This is a genomic window from Synechococcus sp. CS-1328 (genome assembly GCF_025128095.1).
Classification (GTDB): Bacteria; Cyanobacteriota; Cyanobacteriia; order PCC-6307; family Cyanobiaceae; genus CBW1002.
In genome coordinates this window covers 58,883-77,462 of the sequence record NZ_JAHLYT010000045.1, presented here as the reverse complement: position 1 = coordinate 77,462, position 18,580 = coordinate 58,883, and the positions used below count along the sequence as shown (strand labels likewise).

Sequence of the window (18,580 nt, the reverse complement as noted above, 5' to 3'; positions counted from 1 at the left end):
CGGAGACTGAAGCATGCCCTCTCGCCCCTCCCCGAGCGTCAGCATCGGCTTCGATGGCCAGATCTTCCGGCGGCAGCGGCGCGGGGGGATCAGCCGCTACTTCCGCGAACTGGCCCAGGAGCTGGGCACCGCCGGCGCCGAGGTGTGGATGGCCGGCGAGCGCCGCTGGCCCGCGCACCAGCCCTGGCGCCAGGCGGATGTGGTGCACGCCACCTACTACGGCGGTCGGCCCTACCGGCTGCGCCGCCATCAACGCCTGGTCAGCAGCCTGTTCGACATGACGCCGGAGCGCCATCCCGAGCACTTCTTCCTGCCGGGCCTGCGCTCCCCCCATGCCAACAAGGCGGGGTGGCTGGAGGCTTCCGACCTGATCCTCAGCATCAGCGCTGCCAGCGCCGACGACCTGGCCTTCTTCCAGCCGAACCTGCGGGCGCCCCTGCGGGTGATCCACCTGGCCACCGCCATCGACAGGCTGGTCCCCCAGCCCGTGGCGGCGCTGGAAGGGCGACGGTTCTGGCTGATGGTGGGCAAGCGCCACGCCTACAAGAACGGCCTGACGCTGCTGCGGGCCCTGAGCCTGCTGCACCGCGGCGACGCCAACCGGGCGGGCCACAGGGATCAGCCCCTGCTGGTCTGTGCCGGTGGAGGCCCCTGGAGAACAGAGGAACGGCGCTGGATCAGCGGCCAGGGGCTCGAAGGTGCCGTGCTGCAGCTGGCCGCGACGGATCCGCTGCTGGCCTGGCTCTACCGCCACGCCGAAGCCGTGCTGGTGCCGTCGCTGGCTGAGGGGTTCTCCCTCCCCCTGATCGAAGCCCTCGCCTGCGACACCCCGGTGGTGGCCTCCGATCTGGAGGTGCACCGGGAGGTGGGCCAGAGCTACGCCACCCTGCTGCCGGCCCTCAATGCCGGCGCCTGGGCCGAGTGGCTGGCCGAGGGCCCCAGAGCTGACCTCGACCGGCCCCGGCAGCGGCTCGGTGGCGAGGCCTACGAGCGCCTGCGGCAGCACTACGGCATGGAGCGGCTGGTCGAGGAGCACCTCGAGGCCTATGGCGGTCTGCGGTCTGGGGCGTAGGGGGAAGCTCAGAGCCGCCGAATCAGGGCAGCGACGCCTGCCGGGCATGGGCGATCAGGGCCGTGATCACCCCGTCCACATCCCGGCGGGCCCGCCAGCCATGGCGGTCCTGCATCGGCGCCGGATCGCCGACGCTGCAGAGAATTTCCGAGGGACGCCGCAGGCTTGCCACCAGATCCACGTGGTCGTGCCAATCGAGATCAAGCTCACGGAACACCCGGGCCACGAAATACTCCAGTGTTTCCATCCGCCCCGTGCAGATCACCTGATCCTGCAGCGGATCGGCATGCAGGATCAGCTGCATCGCCTCGATGTATTCCTCCGCCCAGCCCCAGTCACGCGCCACGGAGAGATCGCCCAGTTGCAGGCGGAAACCCGGATCACGCAGACAACGCAGGGCCCCATCGACGATCTTGCGGGTCACGAAGGTGGCTGAGCGATAAGGCGATTCGTGGTTGAACAGCACGCCGGTGACGCACTTCAGTCCATAGGCCTGGCGGTACACCTGCACGGTGTTGAAGCTGGCATCCTTGGCGATGGCGTAGGGGCTGAGCGGATGGCGGAGGCTGCCCACACCGGCTGGTTGGTCGGTGTTGCCGAAGATCTCGCTGCTGCCGGCGAAGTAGAGGCGGCCGTCAAAGGAGGCAAAGCGCGCCACCTCCAGCAGATTGATAGTGCCGTTGATGATGCTGTTGAAGGTATCGACCGGCTGGCGGAAGGAGAGGCCCACGGACGACTGAGCCGCCAGGTTGTAGATCGCGTCGGGCTGGTGGCGTGTGATCAGCTCCAGGATCTCGCGGAAATCACAGAGATCGGCGGTGGTGAGTTCCAGGTCCCCAGCGATGCCGAGCTGCTGATGGGTGGCGAGGTTGGGATTACTGGAACGCGATAGCCCCACCACCTCCACCCCCTGGCGCAGCAGCGAGCGACATAGGAGCGAGCCATCCTGGCCCGTGCAGCCGAACACCAGTGCCTTCATCTCAGCGTCCTCCTGCCTTGAGCACGATCTTGATGGTCTTGAACAGAATCAACAGATCCAGGGCGGTGCTCCAGTTGTGGAGGTAATAGAGGTCGTAGCTGAGCTTGAGTTCGGCTTCCTCCAGGCTGGCGGCATAGGGTGCCGACACCTGGGCCCAGCCGCTCAGGCCGGGTCGCATCCAGTGCCGCTTGCGGTAGTGGGGGATGTGGGCCTCAAGGTCGGCCTCGTGCTCGGGACGTTCCGGCCGGGGACCGATCAGGCTCATGTCGCCGCTGAGCACATTGACCAGCTGCGGCAGCTCATCGAGCCGCACCCGGCGCAACACCTGCCCGACTCTGGTGATGCGGCCATCACCGGGAACGGTCCAGCTGGCGGGGGCATCCGCATCTGCATCCGTCATGGTGCGCAGCTTCAGCAGGCGGAAGGTCTTGCCCATCCAGCCGCTGCGGGCCTGCACGTAGAACACCGGGCCGCGGTCCTCCAACCAGATCAACAGGCCGGCCAGCAGCATCACCGGCAGCGCGAGCAGCAGCAGCAGCAGCGCCACCACCACATCGGCGGCACGCTTGAGCTGACGCTGGACGCTGAAGGTGTCAGACCAGGGGATGTCGGCCTGGGAGAGCCAATCCCCAGGCAACAGAGCCGGCGGCAGGCGCTCCAGCTCCCGCTCCGCCAGCTCGATCACCGTGGTGATCGGCACGCCCCCCTCCCCCAGGGCGCGCAGCTGACGCTCCTGGTCGGGGGCCAGGCGCAGGTCACTGCCGAGCACCACCCCACCGGGGGAGACGGCATGACCAGAGAGGGGCAGCACCCGGGGCGTGACAGCAAACGGCGTGCGTTGCCATTCACGCAGGATCGACGGGGTTTCGTGGGGGGCGGCCATCAGACCCCAGTCCCGCTGGGGATAGCGGCGGCCAACCCAGCGCAGAGCGAGACGCACCAACAGAGCCCAGACGCTGAGGGAACCCAGCAGATAAACCTGAGTACTGCGGTGGCTGAGGAACAAACCAGCCGGCAGGTTGAGAAACCAGTCCACCAGGGCCACCAGCAGCATGGTGGCCAGGGCGGTGATCGCCAGCCGCAGGATCACCAGCCGCAGCCGCAGCCAGGGCCAGCGCAGCACCGTATAGGTGCCAAGCAGCCAGCCGAACAGCAGGTAGACCAGCCCGAATGCCACCAGCCAGCCAGGCTGTGCCAGCAGATCGGTTCCCCGCAGCGCATCGATCGCGGCAGCCAGCACCAGGCAGGCGGCCAGGTCGAGACCGGCGCATAACGCCAGCAGATGACGGGGCCTACGCCAGGGCAAACCGCTCATACGACAGAAGCAAAACCTAAGGGCAGACCGGTGTTCCCATCCGCCGGCGTCGTCAGCTTGGCCGGCGGCACAGGCCGGAACCTCAGGGCAGGGCCGCCATCAGGCTGCCCATCTCCAGAGCCTGCAGGCCATAACTCCAGCCCAGGTTGCTCTTGATGCCGGCCCGCTCCAGGGCCTGCTGCAGGGTGTCGGTGGTGAGCACGCCGAAGATCACCGGCACACCGGTGTCGCGGGCGACGCTGGCCACGCCCTTGCTCACTTCGGCCACCACCACATCGAAGTGGGGGGTGTCGCCGCGGATCACGGCGCCGAGGGTGACCACCACTTGATAGCGGCCACTGGCAGCGAGCCGCTGAGCCACCAGGGGGATCTCAAAACTGCCGGGAACCCAGGCCACATCCAACTGGGCGCTCGCCTCGCCCACATCAATGCCGTGGCGGGACAGGCAATCCAGGCAGCCGCTAAGCAACTTGCCGGTCACCAGGTCGTTGAACCGCGCCACCACTACGGCGATGCGGAGGCTGGCAGCGTCGGTGAAGCGACCTTCAAAACTGGCCAAAGGGATCAGACCACGAAATAGCTCATGCCCCAGTTGAGCAGCACCAAGGCCACCCAGGCGGCCCCGCCCAGCAGGATGATGCGATTGGAGCGGCCGCTGTCGTCGCTGCTGGCGTAAAGCACGGGCACCGCCACCACCAGCGCGAACGACATCACCACCAGGGCCAGAACGGTGAGGGTGTTGAGGATCTGCATGGGTGCGGCAACGGAGATGGCCGGCAGCGGCAGGGGGTCGCCGACGGTCAGTTTCGGGATTCTCACACGACGATTCCTGCCCCCGGCCCGGGGCCGGCAGGTTCCTTCACAAGTTGTCGGGAGCGGGACGGCCAGGCCCCCTACGATCGAGCCTCGTTCGTCCTGCCAGCGTGGCCGCGGGAGCCGAGCAGCAGCTGTCGCTGGTGGCCGATCTGGGTCTGCAGGGAGACCTGTTCGGCGCAGCTCCGGCCGCGCTTCCCTGCTCAGATCAGGCCCCAGCCGAGGCAAGCGGCAGCGGTGATGGGGAGGCGCTGGACGACGCCCAGCTGGAGGCCGATGCCACGGCCCGGCCCCGCCGGCGCCGGCCAGCCAGAGCGGCTGGCGGCATGGGCCTCGCCTCCGGTGACGGCAACGGCAATGACCTCGGTGGTCTGGAAACGGAGCCCAGTGGCTCCGCCAGTGCAGCAACCCCTGACGGATCCTGTGCCGCAGCCGCTGGTCTGGCCGACACCGACGACCTGCCCGATCACGACCTGCCCCGCTGGCATCACCACAGCCTGGTGGATCCGGCCCAGCTGACGCCGGTGCTGCGCCACTACGTTGAACTCAAGGCGGCCCATCCCGAGCGGGTGCTGCTCTACCGCCTGGGGGATTTCTTCGAGTGCTTCTTTGAAGACGCGATCACGCTCTCGCGCCTGCTGGAGCTCACCCTCACCGGCAAGGAGGCCGGCAAGGCGATCGGGCGCGTCCCGATGGCGGGCCTGCCCCACCACGCGGCCGAGCGTCATTGCAGCGAACTGGTGCGCCACGGCCTCAGCGTTGCCCTCTGCGACCAACTGGAGACCACCCCAGCCAAGGGGGCCCTGCTCAAGCGGGACATCACCCGCGTGCTCACGCCGGGCACGGTGCTGGACGAGGGCATGCTCAGCGCCCGCCGCAACAACTGGCTGGTGGCCGTGGTGCGGGAGGGCAACCACTGGGGACTGGCCGTGGCCGACGTAAGCACCGGCGAATTCCGGCTCACCGAGCGGCAGGGAACGGATCTGCTGCACCAGGAGCTGCTGCAGCAGGACGCCGCCGAAGTGCTCTGGAGCGGGGAGCCCGAACCGGCCTGGTGCCCTGAGGGCCTGCTGCTCACCACCCAGCCCCGCACGCCGTTTGCGGCACCGGAGGCGCGGGCACGACTGCTGGCGCGCTTCCGCCTGGCCAGCCTCGATGGCCTGGGCCTGGCCGAAGCCCCCCTGGCCCTGCGCGCCGCCGGTGGACTGCTCGCCTATCTGGAGGGCACCGAAACCGGCCGGCTGGTGCCCCTGGACATGCCTCGGCTCTGGCATGCCGGCGACCAGCTGGTGCTCGACGCCCAGACCCGCCGCAACCTGGAGCTGACCCGCACCCAGCTGGGGGGCAGCCTGCAGGGCTCCCTGCTCTGGGCCCTGGATCGCTCCATGACCGCCATGGGAGGGCGCTGTCTGCGCCGCTGGATCGAGGCTCCCCTGGTGGATCGGGCCGCGATCAGCGCCCGTCAGGACGGCGTGGGCGAACTGGTGGCCAGCCGTTCGCTGCGCTTGAGCGTGCGGCGCCTGCTGCGGCCCATGGGTGATCTGGAGCGGCTGGCGGGCCGGGCCGGCGCCGGCACCGCCTCGGCCAGGGATCTGGTGGCCCTGGCCGACGGCCTGGAGCGGCTGCCGCTGCTGGCCGGCCTGCTCGCCCAGGCCAGCAGCCCTCCCTTGGCGGCGCTGCAACGCACCTGGCCGGAGCTGGTGGAGCTGGCGGCGGTGCTGCGCCACACCCTGGTGGACGATCCACCGCTGAACCTCAGCGATGGCGGCCTGATCCACGACAGCGTCGATGCCCGCCTCGACGGCCTGCGCAACCAGCTCGACGACCAGGACAGCTGGCTGGAGCAGCAGGAGGCCCTGGAGCGCCGCGCCAGCGGCAACCCCAACCTGCGCCTGCAGTACCACCGCACCTTCGGCTACTTCCTCTCGGTCAGCCGCGCCAAGGCCGCCTCGGTACCAACGCACTGGATCCGCCGCCAGACCCTGGCCAACGAAGAACGCTTCGTGACCCCCGAGCTCAAGGGCCGCGAAGGCCGCATCCTGCAGCTGCGGACCCGGGCCGCCCAGCGGGAGTACGACCTGTTCTGCGCCCTGCGCGAGCAAGTTGGGGAGCGCGCCGCCGTGATCCGGGAGGCGGCGCGACGGGTGGCCGAGCTGGATGGGATCGCCTCGCTGGCGGAAGTGGCGGCCATCGGCGGCTACTGCCGCCCGGAGATCGTCGAGGGGCGCGAGCTCTGGATCGAAGCGGGGCGCCATCCGGTGGTGGAGCAGCTGCTGGTGGAAGAGCCCTTCACGGCCAACAGCCTGCGGCTGGGGTCTGCGCCGCCATCGCCGCTCGACCCGCCGGCCGAGTCGGCCACCTCGGCGCCCCCTTCCACCGCCATTCCGGATCTGCTGGTGCTCACCGGTCCGAATGCCAGCGGCAAGAGCTGCTATCTGCGCCAGAGCGGGCTGCTGCAGCTGATGGCCCAGATCGGCAGCTGGATTCCAGCCCGCAGCGCCCGCCTCGGCATTGCCGATCGGATCTTCACCCGCGTCGGCGCCGTCGACGACCTGGCCAGCGGCCAGTCCACCTTCATGGTGGAGATGGCCGAAACCGCCAACATCCTGCATCACGCCACCAGCCACTCCCTGGTGCTGCTCGATGAGATCGGCCGGGGCACCGCCACTTTCGATGGACTCTCGATCGCCTGGGCCGTGGCCGAGCACCTGGCCGAACGCATCGGTGCCCGCACGATCTTCGCCACTCACTACCACGAGCTCAATGAGCTGGCCGATCTGCTGCCCAACGTGGCCAATGCCCAGGTGCTGGTGCAGGAAACCGGCGACGACCTGGTGTTCCTGCATCGGGTGGTGACCGGCGGCGCCAGCCGCAGCTACGGCATCGAGGCGGCCCGCCTGGCCGGGGTGCCGCCGGTGGTGGTGCAGCGGGCCCGCCAGGTGCTCGATCGGATCGAGGCCAACAGCCACGTGGCGGTGGGGCTGGATCGAGAACCAGGCCCGGTCGCGTCGACCTGAGCGACCGGCCTGACGCCCTCAGGGCAGGGCTCAGGCGTTCGCGGTCAGCCAGGCGTGGCGCAGCAGGGCATTGGCAGCCGCCCCGACCAGGCCAGCACCCCCACGGCTGCCTTCCAGTCGGATCTGGGCCAGGCCGCTGCGGGCCAGGCGGCGCTTGCTTTCGAGCACCCCCACGAAGCCCACCGGCATGCCGATCACCAGGGCTGGCGCCATCGGATCGTGAGCAGCAGATGGGCCGGCCAGATCGATCAGGCACTCCAGCGCGGTGGGGGCACTGCCGATCAGCACCACGGCGCCGGGATGCTCCGCCAGGGCCCGCGCCATGCCCGCCGCCGCGCGGGTGCAGCCGGCCGGCGCCACCGCCGGAGCCCAGGCCAGCACGCTGTGCACGGGGTTGGCGAAGGTGCGCCGCGCCATTGGCGCCACCGCCGCCGCAGCCATGGCCGTGTCGGTGAGGATCGCCGTTCCGGCCGACAGTGCCGCCAGTCCGGCGTCGCAGGCCCCCGTGCTGAAGCGCAGCAAGGGCGCCAGCGCCGGATCGCCGCTGCTGTGCACCAGCCGTTCGAGCACCTCCTGCTCCACCCCGCGGAAACCCGTCTCCCCCAACCAGGCGTGGATGCGGCGCAGGCTTTCGGTGAAGATCGGATGGTCGAAACCGGCCAGCGCGCCAGGCACGCGCTCCGCTCCCTGTTCCTGTTCCTGCTCCAGCCTCTGCCGCTCCATCCGGCCGCGCCGCACCGATGCCGATCCATCTCTACTGGGGCGACGACGAAGCCGCCCGCCAGCGGGCCGTGGAGGCCCTGGTGACCGAGCTGGTGGATCCGGCCTGGGCGTCGATCAACCTCAGCCGCCTCGACGGCAACGATGCCGGCCAGGCCGCCCGGGCCCTGGAGGAGGCACGCACCCCGCCCTTCGGCAGCGGAGCGCGGCTGGTGGTGCTGCAGCGCAGCCCCTTCACCAGCCAGTGTCCGGCGGAGCTGGCGGCCCAGATGGAGGCCTGCCTGGAGCTGGTGCCCGAGACCTGCCACCTGCTGCTGGTGAGCAGCAACAAACCCGACGCCCGCCTGCGCATCACCAAGGCGCTCAAGGCGGTGGCCCGGGAACGGAGCTTCACTCTGCCGGCCGCCTGGGACGGAGCCGGCCAGCTGGATCTGGTGACACGCACCGCCCATGAGCTGGGCCTGAGCCTGGAGCCGGCCGCCGCCGAGGCCCTGTGCGAGGCGATCGGCAGCGACAGCGCCCGCCTGGCCAGCGAGCTGGAAAAACTGGCGCTCTATGCCGGCACCGCCCCGGGACCCTCAGCGGCGACACCCACAGCCCGCCCGATCAACGTCGCTGCAGTGCGGGCCCTGATTGGCAGCCACGCCACCACCAGCCTGGCGGTGGGCGACGCCCTGCTGGCGGGGCGTCCCGCCGACGCGATCGCCCTGGTGGACAGCCTGCTGGAGGTGAACGAACCGGCCCTGCGGATCGTGGCGGCACTGACCAGTCAGATCCGGGGCTGGCTGTGGGTGAGCCTGCTGGACAAAACCGGCGAGACCGACGTGGCCACCATCGCCAAGGCCGCCGGCATCGGCAACCCCAAGCGGATCTACGTGATGCGCAAGCAGCTCCGTGGCCGAGGCCCGGGGCCGCTGCTGAAGCTGCTCAGCCAGCTGCTGGACGTGGAGGCCGCCCTGAAGCGGGGCGCAACGCCGGGTGATGCCTTCCGCGATGGTTTCCTGCTTGCCGGGGGCATCACCCTTGACCATGCGGGCCGATAATCGCCCGTTCCCGCCGCGTCCGACCCGCCGATGGCCCTGCTCGTTCAGAAGTTCGGGGGCACCTCGGTGGCCGACGTGGAGCGGATCCGGGCCGTGGCCCGGCGCGTGGCCGCCTGCCGCGAGGAGGGCCACGACCTGGTCGTGGTGGTCTCGGCGATGGGCCACACCACTGACGAACTCTCCAGCCTGGCCCAGGCCATCAGCAGCGATCCGCCCCAGCGCGAGATGGACATGTTGCTATCCACGGGCGAGCAGGTCTCCATCGCCCTGCTCTCGATGGCCCTGCACGCCGAAGGGGTACCGGCCGTCTCGATGACCGGCACCCAGGCGGGAATCATCACCGAGTCGTCCCACGGGCGGGCCCGCATCCTCGAGATCCGCACCGAGCGGCTGCAGCGGCTGCTGGCCGATGGCCAGGTGGTGGTGGTGGCCGGCTTCCAGGGCACCAGCAGCGGCCGGGCCGGCACCCCCGAGATCACCACCCTGGGCCGGGGCGGCTCCGATACCTCGGCCGTGGCCCTGGCCGCCGCCCTCGGGGCCGCCGCCTGCGAGATCTACACCGATGTGCCCGGCGTGCTCACCACCGATCCCCGCAAGGTGGCCGACGCCCAGCTGATGGACACGGTCACCTGCGACGAGATGCTGGAGCTGGCCAGCCTCGGCGCGGCGGTGCTGCACCCGCGGGCGGTGGAGATTGCCCGCAACTACGGCATGCCCCTGGTGGTCCGCTCCAGCTGGAGCGACGCCCCAGGCACCCGCCTGACCAGCGGCGCCCCCCGGTCGATCGGCAGCGAAGGCCTGGAGCTGGGCAAGCCGGTGGACGCGGCGGAGCTGCAGGTCGATCAGGCCGTGCTGGCCCTGGCCCATGTGCCCGACTGCCCCGGCGTGGCCGCCCAACTGTTCGAGGCCCTGGGGACTGCGGGGCTTAACGTCGATCTGATCGTGCAGGCCACCCACGAAGGCGCCAGCAACGACATCGCCTTCACCCTCCACCAATCCGAGATGGAGGCAGCCCGCACGGTCTGTGAACAGGTGCTGGCGGCCATGGGCGCCGGGGCAGCCCTGCTCAGCGCCGAAGGCGGCATGGCGAAGCTCAGCATCGCCGGGGCCGGCATCATGGGCCGCCCCGGAGTGGCCGCCCGCCTGTTCGACACCCTCGCCCGCGACGGCATCAATCTGCGGCTGATCGCCACCAGTGAGGTGAAGGTGAGCTGCCTGGTGGAGGCCCCCCAGGGCAGCAAGGCCCTGCGGTCGGCGGCCCAGGCCTTTGAGCTGGGCGAGCATCAGCTGCGCCATGATCCGCCGCCCTGCCACCTGGGCGATCCGGCCGTCCGTGGCGTGGCCCTTGATCGCGATCAGGCCCAGGTGACAGTGCGGCAGGTGCCGGACCGGCCCGGCACCGCCGCCGCGATCTGCCGCGCCCTGGCCGACAACGGCATCAGCCTCGACGCCATCGTGCAGTCGGAGCGCACCCACGGCAGCCCCGGCCAGCTCAGCCGCGACATGAGCTTCATCCTGCGCAAGGGCGACCTGATCCAGGCGGAACGGGCCCTGGCGCCGCTGCTGAAGCAATGGCCCGGCACCCGCTTCGAGGAAGGTCCGGCGATCGCCCGGGTGAGTGCGGTGGGCGCGGGCATGCCCTGCACCGCCGGCACCGCCGCCCGCATGTTCCGCAGCCTGGCTGACGCCGGCATCAACATCGAGCTGATCGCCACCAGCGAAATCCGCACCAGTTGCGTGGTGGCCGAGGCCGATGGCGTCGAGGCCCTGCGGGTGGTCCACGGCGCCTTCGGCCTGGGCGGTGGCGTGCAGCACCGAGCCGAAGGCAGTGAAGCCCCGGCCTGAGCTGCCTCAACGCCGCAACAGAAACGGCAACGCGATCAACAGCAGCCCCACGATCAGCTGGGGCAGCACGCCGGGCAGGAAATACGGCACGATCATCAGCAGGATGCCGCTCACCAGCGGCACCAGCGCATCCTGCTTGCGGCCATACAGCACGTAGGCCATGCCCACGAAGCCGAGCATGAGGTTGAGCATCAGCTCGGCGGGGGTTGGCATCAGGCCCTCCCCACCAACTTCTGGCGCAGCTGCTTGATCCGATCGCGGAGATTGGCCGCCTCCTCGAACTCGAGATTCTTCGCCGCGGCTTTCATCTTGTCCTCCAGCTGGGTGATCAGTTCGGGGAGCGATTCCAGCGGCACCGCATTGTTCTCAGCCTGCTCGGTCGCCTCTTCAAGCTGTTCATCGCTCAGCCGGCGGGATAGCTCCAGGAAAGCGAGGATGGCATTGCCAGCCCGCTTTCCAGCCGGGGTGGGGATAATGCCGTTGGCCACGTTGTAGGCATGCTGGATGGCGCGGCGGCGCTCGGTTTCAGAGATCGCCTTCTCCATGCTCTCGGTGAGGTTGTCGGCATAGAGCAGCGCCACCCCTTCCACGTGGCGCGCCGCCCGCCCGATCGTCTGGATCAAGGAGCGTTCGGCCCGCAGGAAGCCTTCCTTGTCGGCGTCGAGAATCGCCACCAGCGACACCTCCGGCAGGTCAAGACCTTCGCGCAGCAGGTTCACCCCCACCAGCACGTCGTACACCCCGTTGCGCAGGTCCTGGATGATCTCGATCCGCTCGATCGAGTGAATCTCGGAGTGCAGATACCGCACCCGCACGCCGTTCTCGGCCAGGTAGTCGCTGAGGTCTTCAGCCATCCGCTTGGTCAGGGTGGTGATCAGCACCCGCTCCTGCTTCTCGGCCCGGACGCGGATTTCCCCCAAGAGGTCGTCCACCTGACCCTCGGTGGGACGCACCTCCACGATCGGGTCAAGCACGCCGGTGGGGCGAATCACCTGCTGCACCACCTGATCCTGGCTCTGGGCCAGCTCCCAGCTACCCGGGGTGGCACTCACGAAGATGGTCTGCTGCGCCTTCTGCCAGAACTCCTCCCCCTTGAGCGGGCGGTTGTCGGCGGCGCTGGGCAAACGGAACCCATGCTCGATCAACACACCCTTACGGCTCTGGTCGCCGTTGTACATGGCCTGCAGCTGCGAACAGGTCACATGGCTCTCGTCCACCACCAGCAGCCAGTCGTCTGGGAAGTAATCGATCAGGCACTCCGGCGGCGTGCCGGCCGGCCGACCGGCGAGGTGACGGGCGTAGTTCTCCACGCCGTTGCAGTAGCCCACCTGTTCCAGCATCTCGAGGTCGTAGGTGGTGCGTTGCTCGAGGCGCTGGGCCTCCAGCAAGCGACCCTGGCTATTGAGCAGGTCAAGCCGCTGGCGCAGCTCGGCGCGGATCTCGCCAATGGCTTCGGCCAACCGCTCCTTCGGCGTCACGAAGTGCTTGGCCGGATAGATGTTGATGGTTTCGAGACTTTGCAGAATCTCGCCGGTGGTGGGATCGACGTAGCGGATCGCCTCTACCTCATCGCCGAACAGCTCCACCCGCACCAGACGGTCTTCATAGGCGGGGCCGATCTCCAGCACATCGCCGCGCACACGGAAGCGGCCGCGGGAGATCTCCAGATCGTTGCGGGAGTATTGATTGTTGACCAGCTCCCGTAGCGAGGCGCGGAGATTGAGCGTGTCGCCCACCTGAAACTTCACCGCCGCCTTGAGGTATTCCGACGGGATGCCGAGACCATAGATGCAGCTGATCGAGGCCACCACGATCACATCGCGCCGCTCGAACAACGAGCGGGTGGCCGAGTGGCGCAGCATGTCGATCTCCTCGTTGATCGACGCCGTTTTGGCGATGTAGGTATCGCTGACCGGCACGTAGGCTTCGGGTTGGTAGTAGTCGTAATAGGAGATGAAATATTCGACCGCGTTCTTCGGGAAAAACTCGCGCAGCTCATTGCAGAGCTGCGCCGCCAGGGTCTTGTTATGGGCCAGCACCAGGGCCGGCCGACCGGTGCGAGCGATCACATTGGCGATCGTGAAGGTCTTGCCGGTGCCGGTGGCTCCCAGCAGGGTCTGATAGCGCTCACCGCCTTCAACCCCATCCACGAGGGCCTCGATGGCGGTGGGCTGGTCGCCCTTGGGCTCGTAGGGAGCGTGCAGCTGAAAGGCCATCAGGCCATTCTCACGGTTGGGGCCGATCGGTGCTGCCTGCCCCGCTACGGGTTGCCGGCCTCAGCCCCGCTCCAACCCGAACACCCTCAGAACCGCGCCGGTGAGCAAGGTGTAGACCAACGCTCCCAGCACGGCGCTGAGCAGGCCGTTGCGCAGCCGGAACTCCGGGATCAGAGAGGCCGCCAGGGCAAACAGCGCCACGGTGATCAGGCCGTCGAACAGCCAGCTGATCGGCGCGATCAGCCCGCCCAGGCTGGTGATCACCCAGAGGGGCGCCAGCAGCAACTTCAGCAGCGGCGCCAGCAGCGCCCCCAGCAGGCTGATCACGATCACAGCCAGCACCGCCGCCCCGAAACCCTGCATCTCCACCCCCAGGGGCAACTGGGCAACGATCAGCAGCACCACGGCCCGGATCGGCCACTGCAACAGCCAGGCCAGCGAACCCATCGATCCTTCGACGCAGGGAATGCCTCGACGGTAGACAGGACCCCTGCCAGGCGCCAGCCCATCAGCCGGCGCCGGAGAAGGACCTGCGATCAGCGATCGGCTGGCACAGCCGTCGTCGCAGTCGCCGGCGCCAGGGCATCGCGCAAACTGCGCACCACCGCCACCATCGCCAGCTCATCACCGAGGCGGTTCACGGCGGAGCCCACACCCACGCCGGCGGCACCGGCGGCGATGGCCAGCGGCAGGGTGACGGCGGAGAGGCCGGAGGCGCAGAGCACCGGCACGGTCACGGCACGGCTGAGGGCATGGGCGGCCGCCAGGGTGGGTGCCGCCTTCTCGATCAGGCCAAGGCTGCCGGGGCTGAACGGCCGGGCACTGGTGCCGCCTTCGGTCTGGATCAGATCGGCGCCGGCGGCGACCAGATCGATGGCGAGTTGCTCCTGCTGATCCAGGGGCAGCACGTGGGGCACGGTCACCGAGAGCACCACATCGCCGAGCAGCTCGCGGCTGCGGCGGGTGAGCGCCAGCACTTCCTCGGCTCCGAAGATGCGGCCCTGGGGGTAGAAGCTGTCGTAGTTGCCGATCTCCACCATGGCGGCGCCAGCGGCCACCGCTGCGGGGAACAGCTCGGGATCCACCGCAGACACGCAGATCGGCAGGCCCGAGGCGGCGGCCGCCAGGGTCACCAGCTCCGGATCGCAGGCCACATCGATCAGGTCGGCGCCACCGGCACCGGCGGCTCGGCTGATCCACTGCACTGCAGCGGCATCGAAATTGGAGAGACCGGCGATCACCTTCAGGGCCCGGCGCTCGGCGATGGCGCGCTGCAGGGAGCTGGGCAGGCTGGACAGACGCGACATCGGCGGCGCAGAGAGCTGGATTCGTGATTCTCCCATCTGAAACCGTGAACCCCCACGAGGCACCACCTGGGGCCCCGGCCCATGCCCAGCCGCACTGGAGCCCGGATCATCTGCGGCTGCACCAGCTGCTACGCCGGCAGCCCCAGCTGCTGCCCGCCGGCACACCGCTGCTGCTGGCCGTCTCCGGCGGGCAGGATTCGATGGCAATGACGGGCCTGCTGGAGGATTTATCGCGTCTGCATGGCTGGTCGCTGCAGCTGTGGCATGGCGACCATGGCTGGCGGCCCGAGTCGGGCCAGCAGGCCGCTGAACTGGCCCAGTGGGCCCAGCAGCACGAACTGCCGCTGCAGATCGATCGCGCCGAAGCGCTGGCACCCAAGGAAGCGGCGGCGCGGCGCTGGCGGTACGAACGGCTGGCCCACTGGGCCGAGCGGCTGGGCTGCCGTCGGGTGGTGACGGCCCACACCGCCAGCGACCGGGCCGAAACCCTGCTGCTGCACCTGGCCCGCGGCAGCCACCGGCGCGGCCTGGCCAGCCTGCGGCGCCAGCGCCCCCTGCTGGAGCCAGCGCCGCCGGGCAGCGCCGCCGAGCCAGCGATCCAACTGGTGCGGCCGCTGTTGCTGTTCAGCCGCAGCGACACCGCCCGCCTCTGCCGGGAGCTCGGCCTGCCGATCTGGACGGACCCAAGCAATGCCGACTCGCGCTTCGCCCGCAATCGGGTGCGGCAGGAGGTGCTGCCCGTGCTGGAGCAGCTCCATCCCGGTGCCAGCCAACGGATCGGCGCCCAGGCCGAACGGCTGGCCGAGGAACTGGAACGGGATGACGAACTTGTGGCCCTGGCCCTGGCTGGCCTGCAGGCCACCTCGACCCGGCAACTGCCACGGGCGCCGCTGGTGGCCCTCAGCCTGGCCAGCCAACGGGCCCTGCTGCAGCACTGGCTGAGCCAGCACACCCAGCAGCCGCTGTCCAGCCGTCAGCTGGAGACCCTGCTGGCCCGCCTGGCGCCGCGCCGCGGTCCGGGCCGGCTGGATCTGGCCGGTGGCTGGCGCTTGTGCTGGGATCGCAGCACACTGGCCCTGCTTGGGCCCACCACAGGATCGCCGCTGCATGACTGAGACCCAGGAGCCCCTCTACGCCGCCGTGGAGCTGGCCTACAGCGAGGCCCACTGGGCTGAAGCCCTCTCCCTCGGGCAGCAGCTGCTGGGGCAACTGGATCCAGCAGCAAACCCCTCACTGAGCGTGCGGCTGGAATTGCTGCTGGGCCACACCCAGCTCTATGGCTTCGGCAACGCCAGCGCCGCCGCCGAGCACTACACCACGGTGCAGCAGGCCAGGCCGGAACCGATCCTGCTGGACATCGCCCAGCAGGGGCTGGAGCATTGCCAGGTGTTGCTCAGCAGCACCGCGGCAGCCGAACCGGTACTGGACGGCACCGAGCACGTCGACGTCGTTCCTGGTGGCGCGGTGCAGGGGACATCCGACGCTGAGCAGGAGCGTGGAGAAGCAGAGGGTCCGCAGACTGCAGCCACTGGTTCAGCCGCAGCTCTGGGCGTCGCAGCGGCCGATGCAGCTGGCGCGGCGTTCCCGTTCACGCCAACCGCCGTAGGCAACAGCGGAGTCGAAACTCCCGCGTCGGCCATGCCCTGGATGGTGGATCTGGGCGGCAGCGACCCCGGAGCCCAGCCCGCGGCAGATGGCGCCGGCGCCGTTTCGATGGCCTCCAATCCCTTTCTGCAGGCCTCAGCGGTGATGCCGGCCTCAGCGGCCGCAGGCAGCCTGGCCCTGGCGCCGACTGGCCCCGCAGGCATCGCCGTGCCGGACTCGCAGGCGGATCGTGAACAAGCCGCAGCTGCACCAATCCCTTCGGGACCGATCGCGGTGGAGGTGGTGGATGAACCCGAGCTGATCGAAGTGCACCAAGCCGATCCCGCCCGAGCCGAGGAGATCGAGGTGGTGCCGATCGAAGCGAATGGCACTCCAACCCTCACTCTGGAGAAGGCGCAGGCGCAGGAAGATCCAATGGCGCCACCCCTGTTCACTCCGGAGGAAGAGGAGGAGCTGGGCCGCGGCCTGCTGCGGGTGGTGCTGCGCTGAGGGCGCGCACCACTCCTGACAGCAGCAAGGTTCAAGCGGCGATCAACCGGCCACGGCGGCGGAGCGGCGGCGGCGAGTGCGACCGGCCGGCTCCTCCTCCTTGACTGCCACCTCACGCACAACTGCGGCAGGCACAGCCACCGGCGGGGCTACCGCGACGGCAGCGGCGGATGGGGCGGCTGATGCGGGCGCTGACGCGACGGCAGCTGCAGCGGCCACCGGTTGACGCTGGGGCTGGGAGGCGCCGTTGCGGACGATCTCCCGACCGCCATCACGGCGACCCCGCGACGCAGGCCGGGAATCGGGCTCGACATCGGCGCGCCCCTTGTAGGCGGGCGTACCGGCCGGGGCGGGCTGCACCAGGCAGATGATCAGCGGCTCCACCTGCAGCTCGCGGCGCAGGCGACGCTGCAGCCCCAGCTCGATCTCGCGCTGCACACCAACCCAGTCCACGTCAGGGGCGTTGCCGCCGCTGTTACGCGCCAGCTGGCTCCAGCGATTCTCGAGCACCCAGTTGATCTCGCGCTCTGTCCAGACCGAGAGTTTGCGGGCATCGGCAGTGGTGACCACACCGCGCAGATTCACCCGGGGCGGGGCCGCCATCACACCATCGGTGCTGATCACGGTGAGCAGGTTGATCACGCCGTCTTCCGCCAGCTGCTGGCGTTCCTTGAGCACGCGCGCATCGACGATGCCGTTGCGGGAGGCATCGAGCAGTTCGATGCCGGCCTTGACCGGTTCGCCCTTGCGGATCGAATCGGGGGTGAGTTCGACCACATCGCCGTTATCGATCAGCAGCATGTTGTCGGCGGGCACCCCCATCGACTGGGCCGTTTTGCTGTGGCAGACGAGCATGCGGTGCTCACCGTGCACCGGCACGAAGTACTTGGGCCGGGTGAGGGCCAGCATCAACTTGTGGTCTTCCTGGCAACCATGCCCAGATACGTGGATGCCTTCACCCTTGCCATACACCACCTTGGCGCCAAGCATCATCAGGCGATCAATCGTGTTCACCACGGAGATGGTGTTGCCCGGAATCGGGCTGGCCGAGAAGATGATCGTGTCGCTGCTCTTCACCTGCACCTGCGGATGTTCACCGCGTGAGATGCGGCTCAGCGCGGCCAGTGGCTCACCCTGACTGCCCGTCATCAGCAGCAGGGTTTCGCGATCGGGCAGATCGCGGATCTGTTTGATCGGCACGAACAGTTCATCGGGGGCACGCATGTAGCCGAGCTCCCGGGCCTTGGCGATCACGTTCAGCATCGAACGACCCAGCAGACCGACCTTGCGACCGTTCTTGAGCGCCAGTTCCAGGATCATCGACACCCGATGGATCGAGCTGGCGAAGGTGGTGATGATCACCCGACCCTCAGCCTGAGCGATGTGCTGATCGAGCTTGGGGAACACAGCCCGCTCCGATGGCGTGAAGCCAGGAACCTCCGCATTGGTGGAGTCGCTGAACAGACACAGCACCCCCTGCTCGCCGTGGTGGGCCAGACGAGCCATGTCGAAGTGCTCGCCATCGACCGGCGTGTGATCGAATTTAAAATCACCGGTGAACACCACCACGCCGACCGGCGTGGTGATCGCCAGGGTGAAGCTATCCGCCATCGAGTGGGTGTTGCGGATGAACTCCACCTTAAAGTGCTGACCCATCTGCACCACATCACGCGGACCCACCGTCTGAATCACCGTGCGATCGGTGACACCGGCTTCCTCCATTTTTCCCTGTAACAGGGACATGGCCAGGCGGGGGCCATAGATGACGGGGATCGTGAAGTTCTTGAGGTGGTGGGGGATGCCACCGATGTGGTCTTCGTGACCGTGGGTCACGATCATCCCGCGGATGCGTTTCTGATTCTCGCGCAGATAGCTGGTATCGGGCAGCACCACGTTGACGCCGTGCATGCCATCGCTGGGGAAGGCCAGGCCGGCATCGACCAGCATGATGTCGTCGCCGTATTCGAACACGCAGGTGTTCTTGCCGATCTCATGCAGGCCCCCCAGGGGAATCACCCGCAGGGCCGGCGTCTTGCCGTTGGTGCCGGGGGAGGAACTTGGACGAGCGTGGCCGTTCTGATTGGTCATGTAGGAAAAAGGAGAGAAGAAAAGAGAAAGAGACCGATGAAGCGAGCGTAAGGACGGACGGCGGTCCGTCG

Annotated in this window: 16 protein-coding genes; 6 read left to right on the top strand and 10 right to left on the bottom strand. The window is 68.8% G+C overall.

The window, feature by feature from the left end; all coding sequences use genetic code 11:
• The first annotated feature begins 13 nt into the window (after positions 1-13).
• Positions 14-1,072 (top strand): glycosyltransferase, encoded by a 1,059-nt coding sequence (locus tag KQ310_RS07430; protein ID WP_259721132.1) that lies wholly within the window; start codon positions 14-16, stop codon positions 1,070-1,072.
• Between the two features lie 22 nt (positions 1,073-1,094).
• On the opposite strand, the gene KQ310_RS07425 is transcribed toward KQ310_RS07430, so the two are convergent.
• The 4 genes from KQ310_RS07425 to psbZ all read right to left on the bottom strand — a co-directional run bounded on the left by KQ310_RS07425 (position 1,095) and on the right by psbZ (position 4,119).
• Positions 1,095-2,051: a GDP-mannose 4,6-dehydratase gene (locus KQ310_RS07425; RefSeq protein WP_259721131.1), complete on the bottom strand. Its 957-nt coding sequence runs from the start codon at positions 2,049-2,051 to the stop codon at positions 1,095-1,097.
• 1 nt (position 2,052) lies between these two features.
• The gene (locus KQ310_RS07420) at positions 2,053-3,366 is read right to left on the bottom strand and encodes a sugar transferase (RefSeq protein WP_259721130.1); all 1,314 of its coding nucleotides are present in this window, start codon (positions 3,364-3,366) and stop codon (positions 2,053-2,055) included.
• 82 nt (positions 3,367-3,448) lie between these two features.
• On the bottom strand, positions 3,449-3,925 hold the full coding sequence (ribH, locus tag KQ310_RS07415; RefSeq protein ID WP_259721129.1) for a 6,7-dimethyl-8-ribityllumazine synthase: 477 nt from the start codon (positions 3,923-3,925) through the stop codon (positions 3,449-3,451).
• Positions 3,926-3,930: 5 nt separating this feature from the next.
• Entirely contained in the window at positions 3,931-4,119 is a 189-nt protein-coding gene (gene psbZ, locus KQ310_RS07410; protein WP_197158954.1) for a photosystem II reaction center protein PsbZ, read from the bottom strand.
• 170 nt (positions 4,120-4,289) lie between these two features.
• On the opposite strand from psbZ, the gene mutS reads away from it, so the two are divergent.
• A complete protein-coding gene (mutS, locus tag KQ310_RS07405) occupies positions 4,290-7,196 on the top strand; it encodes a DNA mismatch repair protein MutS (RefSeq protein WP_259721128.1) in 2,907 nt (968 codons plus the stop codon).
• A 30-nt stretch (positions 7,197-7,226) separates the two neighbouring features.
• Here the strand turns inward: mutS and KQ310_RS07400 are convergent, their stop codons facing one another.
• The gene (locus KQ310_RS07400; protein WP_259721182.1) at positions 7,227-7,919 is read right to left on the bottom strand and encodes a precorrin-8X methylmutase; all 693 of its coding nucleotides are present in this window, start codon (positions 7,917-7,919) and stop codon (positions 7,227-7,229) included.
• Positions 7,920-7,936: 17 nt separating this feature from the next.
• Between KQ310_RS07400 and holA the strand changes: the two genes are divergently transcribed.
• Positions 7,937-8,959 carry a DNA polymerase III subunit delta gene (gene holA / locus KQ310_RS07395; RefSeq protein WP_259721127.1) on the top strand — a complete coding sequence of 341 codons (1,023 nt, stop codon included), beginning with the start codon at positions 7,937-7,939 and terminating at the stop codon, positions 8,957-8,959.
• A 30-nt stretch (positions 8,960-8,989) separates the two neighbouring features.
• Positions 8,990-10,804 carry an aspartate kinase gene (locus tag KQ310_RS07390; RefSeq protein WP_259721126.1) on the top strand — a complete coding sequence of 605 codons (1,815 nt, stop codon included), beginning with the start codon at positions 8,990-8,992 and terminating at the stop codon, positions 10,802-10,804.
• A gap of 6 nt (positions 10,805-10,810) precedes the next feature.
• Here KQ310_RS07390 and KQ310_RS07385 read toward each other — a convergent pair whose 3' ends face one another.
• The 4 genes from KQ310_RS07385 to KQ310_RS07370 all read right to left on the bottom strand — a co-directional run bounded on the left by KQ310_RS07385 (position 10,811) and on the right by KQ310_RS07370 (position 14,327).
• On the bottom strand, positions 10,811-11,017 hold the full coding sequence (locus tag KQ310_RS07385; protein ID WP_259721125.1) for a hypothetical protein: 207 nt from the start codon (positions 11,015-11,017) through the stop codon (positions 10,811-10,813).
• Positions 11,017-13,020 (bottom strand): excinuclease ABC subunit UvrB, encoded by a 2,004-nt coding sequence (gene uvrB / locus KQ310_RS07380; RefSeq protein WP_259721124.1) that lies wholly within the window; start codon positions 13,018-13,020, stop codon positions 11,017-11,019. Before uvrB ends, KQ310_RS07385 begins: the two co-directional genes overlap by 1 nt.
• 60 nt (positions 13,021-13,080) lie before the next feature.
• Positions 13,081-13,467 carry a phage holin family protein gene (locus KQ310_RS07375; protein WP_259721123.1) on the bottom strand — a complete coding sequence of 129 codons (387 nt, stop codon included), beginning with the start codon at positions 13,465-13,467 and terminating at the stop codon, positions 13,081-13,083.
• 89 nt (positions 13,468-13,556) lie between these two features.
• Entirely contained in the window at positions 13,557-14,327 is a 771-nt protein-coding gene (locus KQ310_RS07370; RefSeq protein ID WP_259721122.1) for a DUF561 domain-containing protein, read from the bottom strand.
• Between the two features lie 23 nt (positions 14,328-14,350).
• On the opposite strand from KQ310_RS07370, the gene tilS reads away from it, so the two are divergent.
• Together tilS and KQ310_RS07360 are read left to right on the top strand one after the other, a co-directional pair.
• Positions 14,351-15,442 (top strand): tRNA lysidine(34) synthetase TilS, encoded by a 1,092-nt coding sequence (gene tilS / locus KQ310_RS07365; RefSeq protein WP_259721121.1) that lies wholly within the window; start codon positions 14,351-14,353, stop codon positions 15,440-15,442.
• The gene (locus tag KQ310_RS07360; RefSeq protein WP_259721120.1) at positions 15,435-16,421 is read left to right on the top strand and encodes a hypothetical protein; all 987 of its coding nucleotides are present in this window, start codon (positions 15,435-15,437) and stop codon (positions 16,419-16,421) included. The genes tilS and KQ310_RS07360 overlap by 8 nt, the downstream gene beginning before the upstream one ends.
• Before the next feature lie 42 nt (positions 16,422-16,463).
• On the opposite strand, the gene KQ310_RS07355 is transcribed toward KQ310_RS07360, so the two are convergent.
• A complete protein-coding gene (locus tag KQ310_RS07355; RefSeq protein WP_259721119.1) occupies positions 16,464-18,509 on the bottom strand; it encodes a ribonuclease J in 2,046 nt (681 codons plus the stop codon).
• Positions 18,510-18,580: the final 71 nt, after the last annotated feature.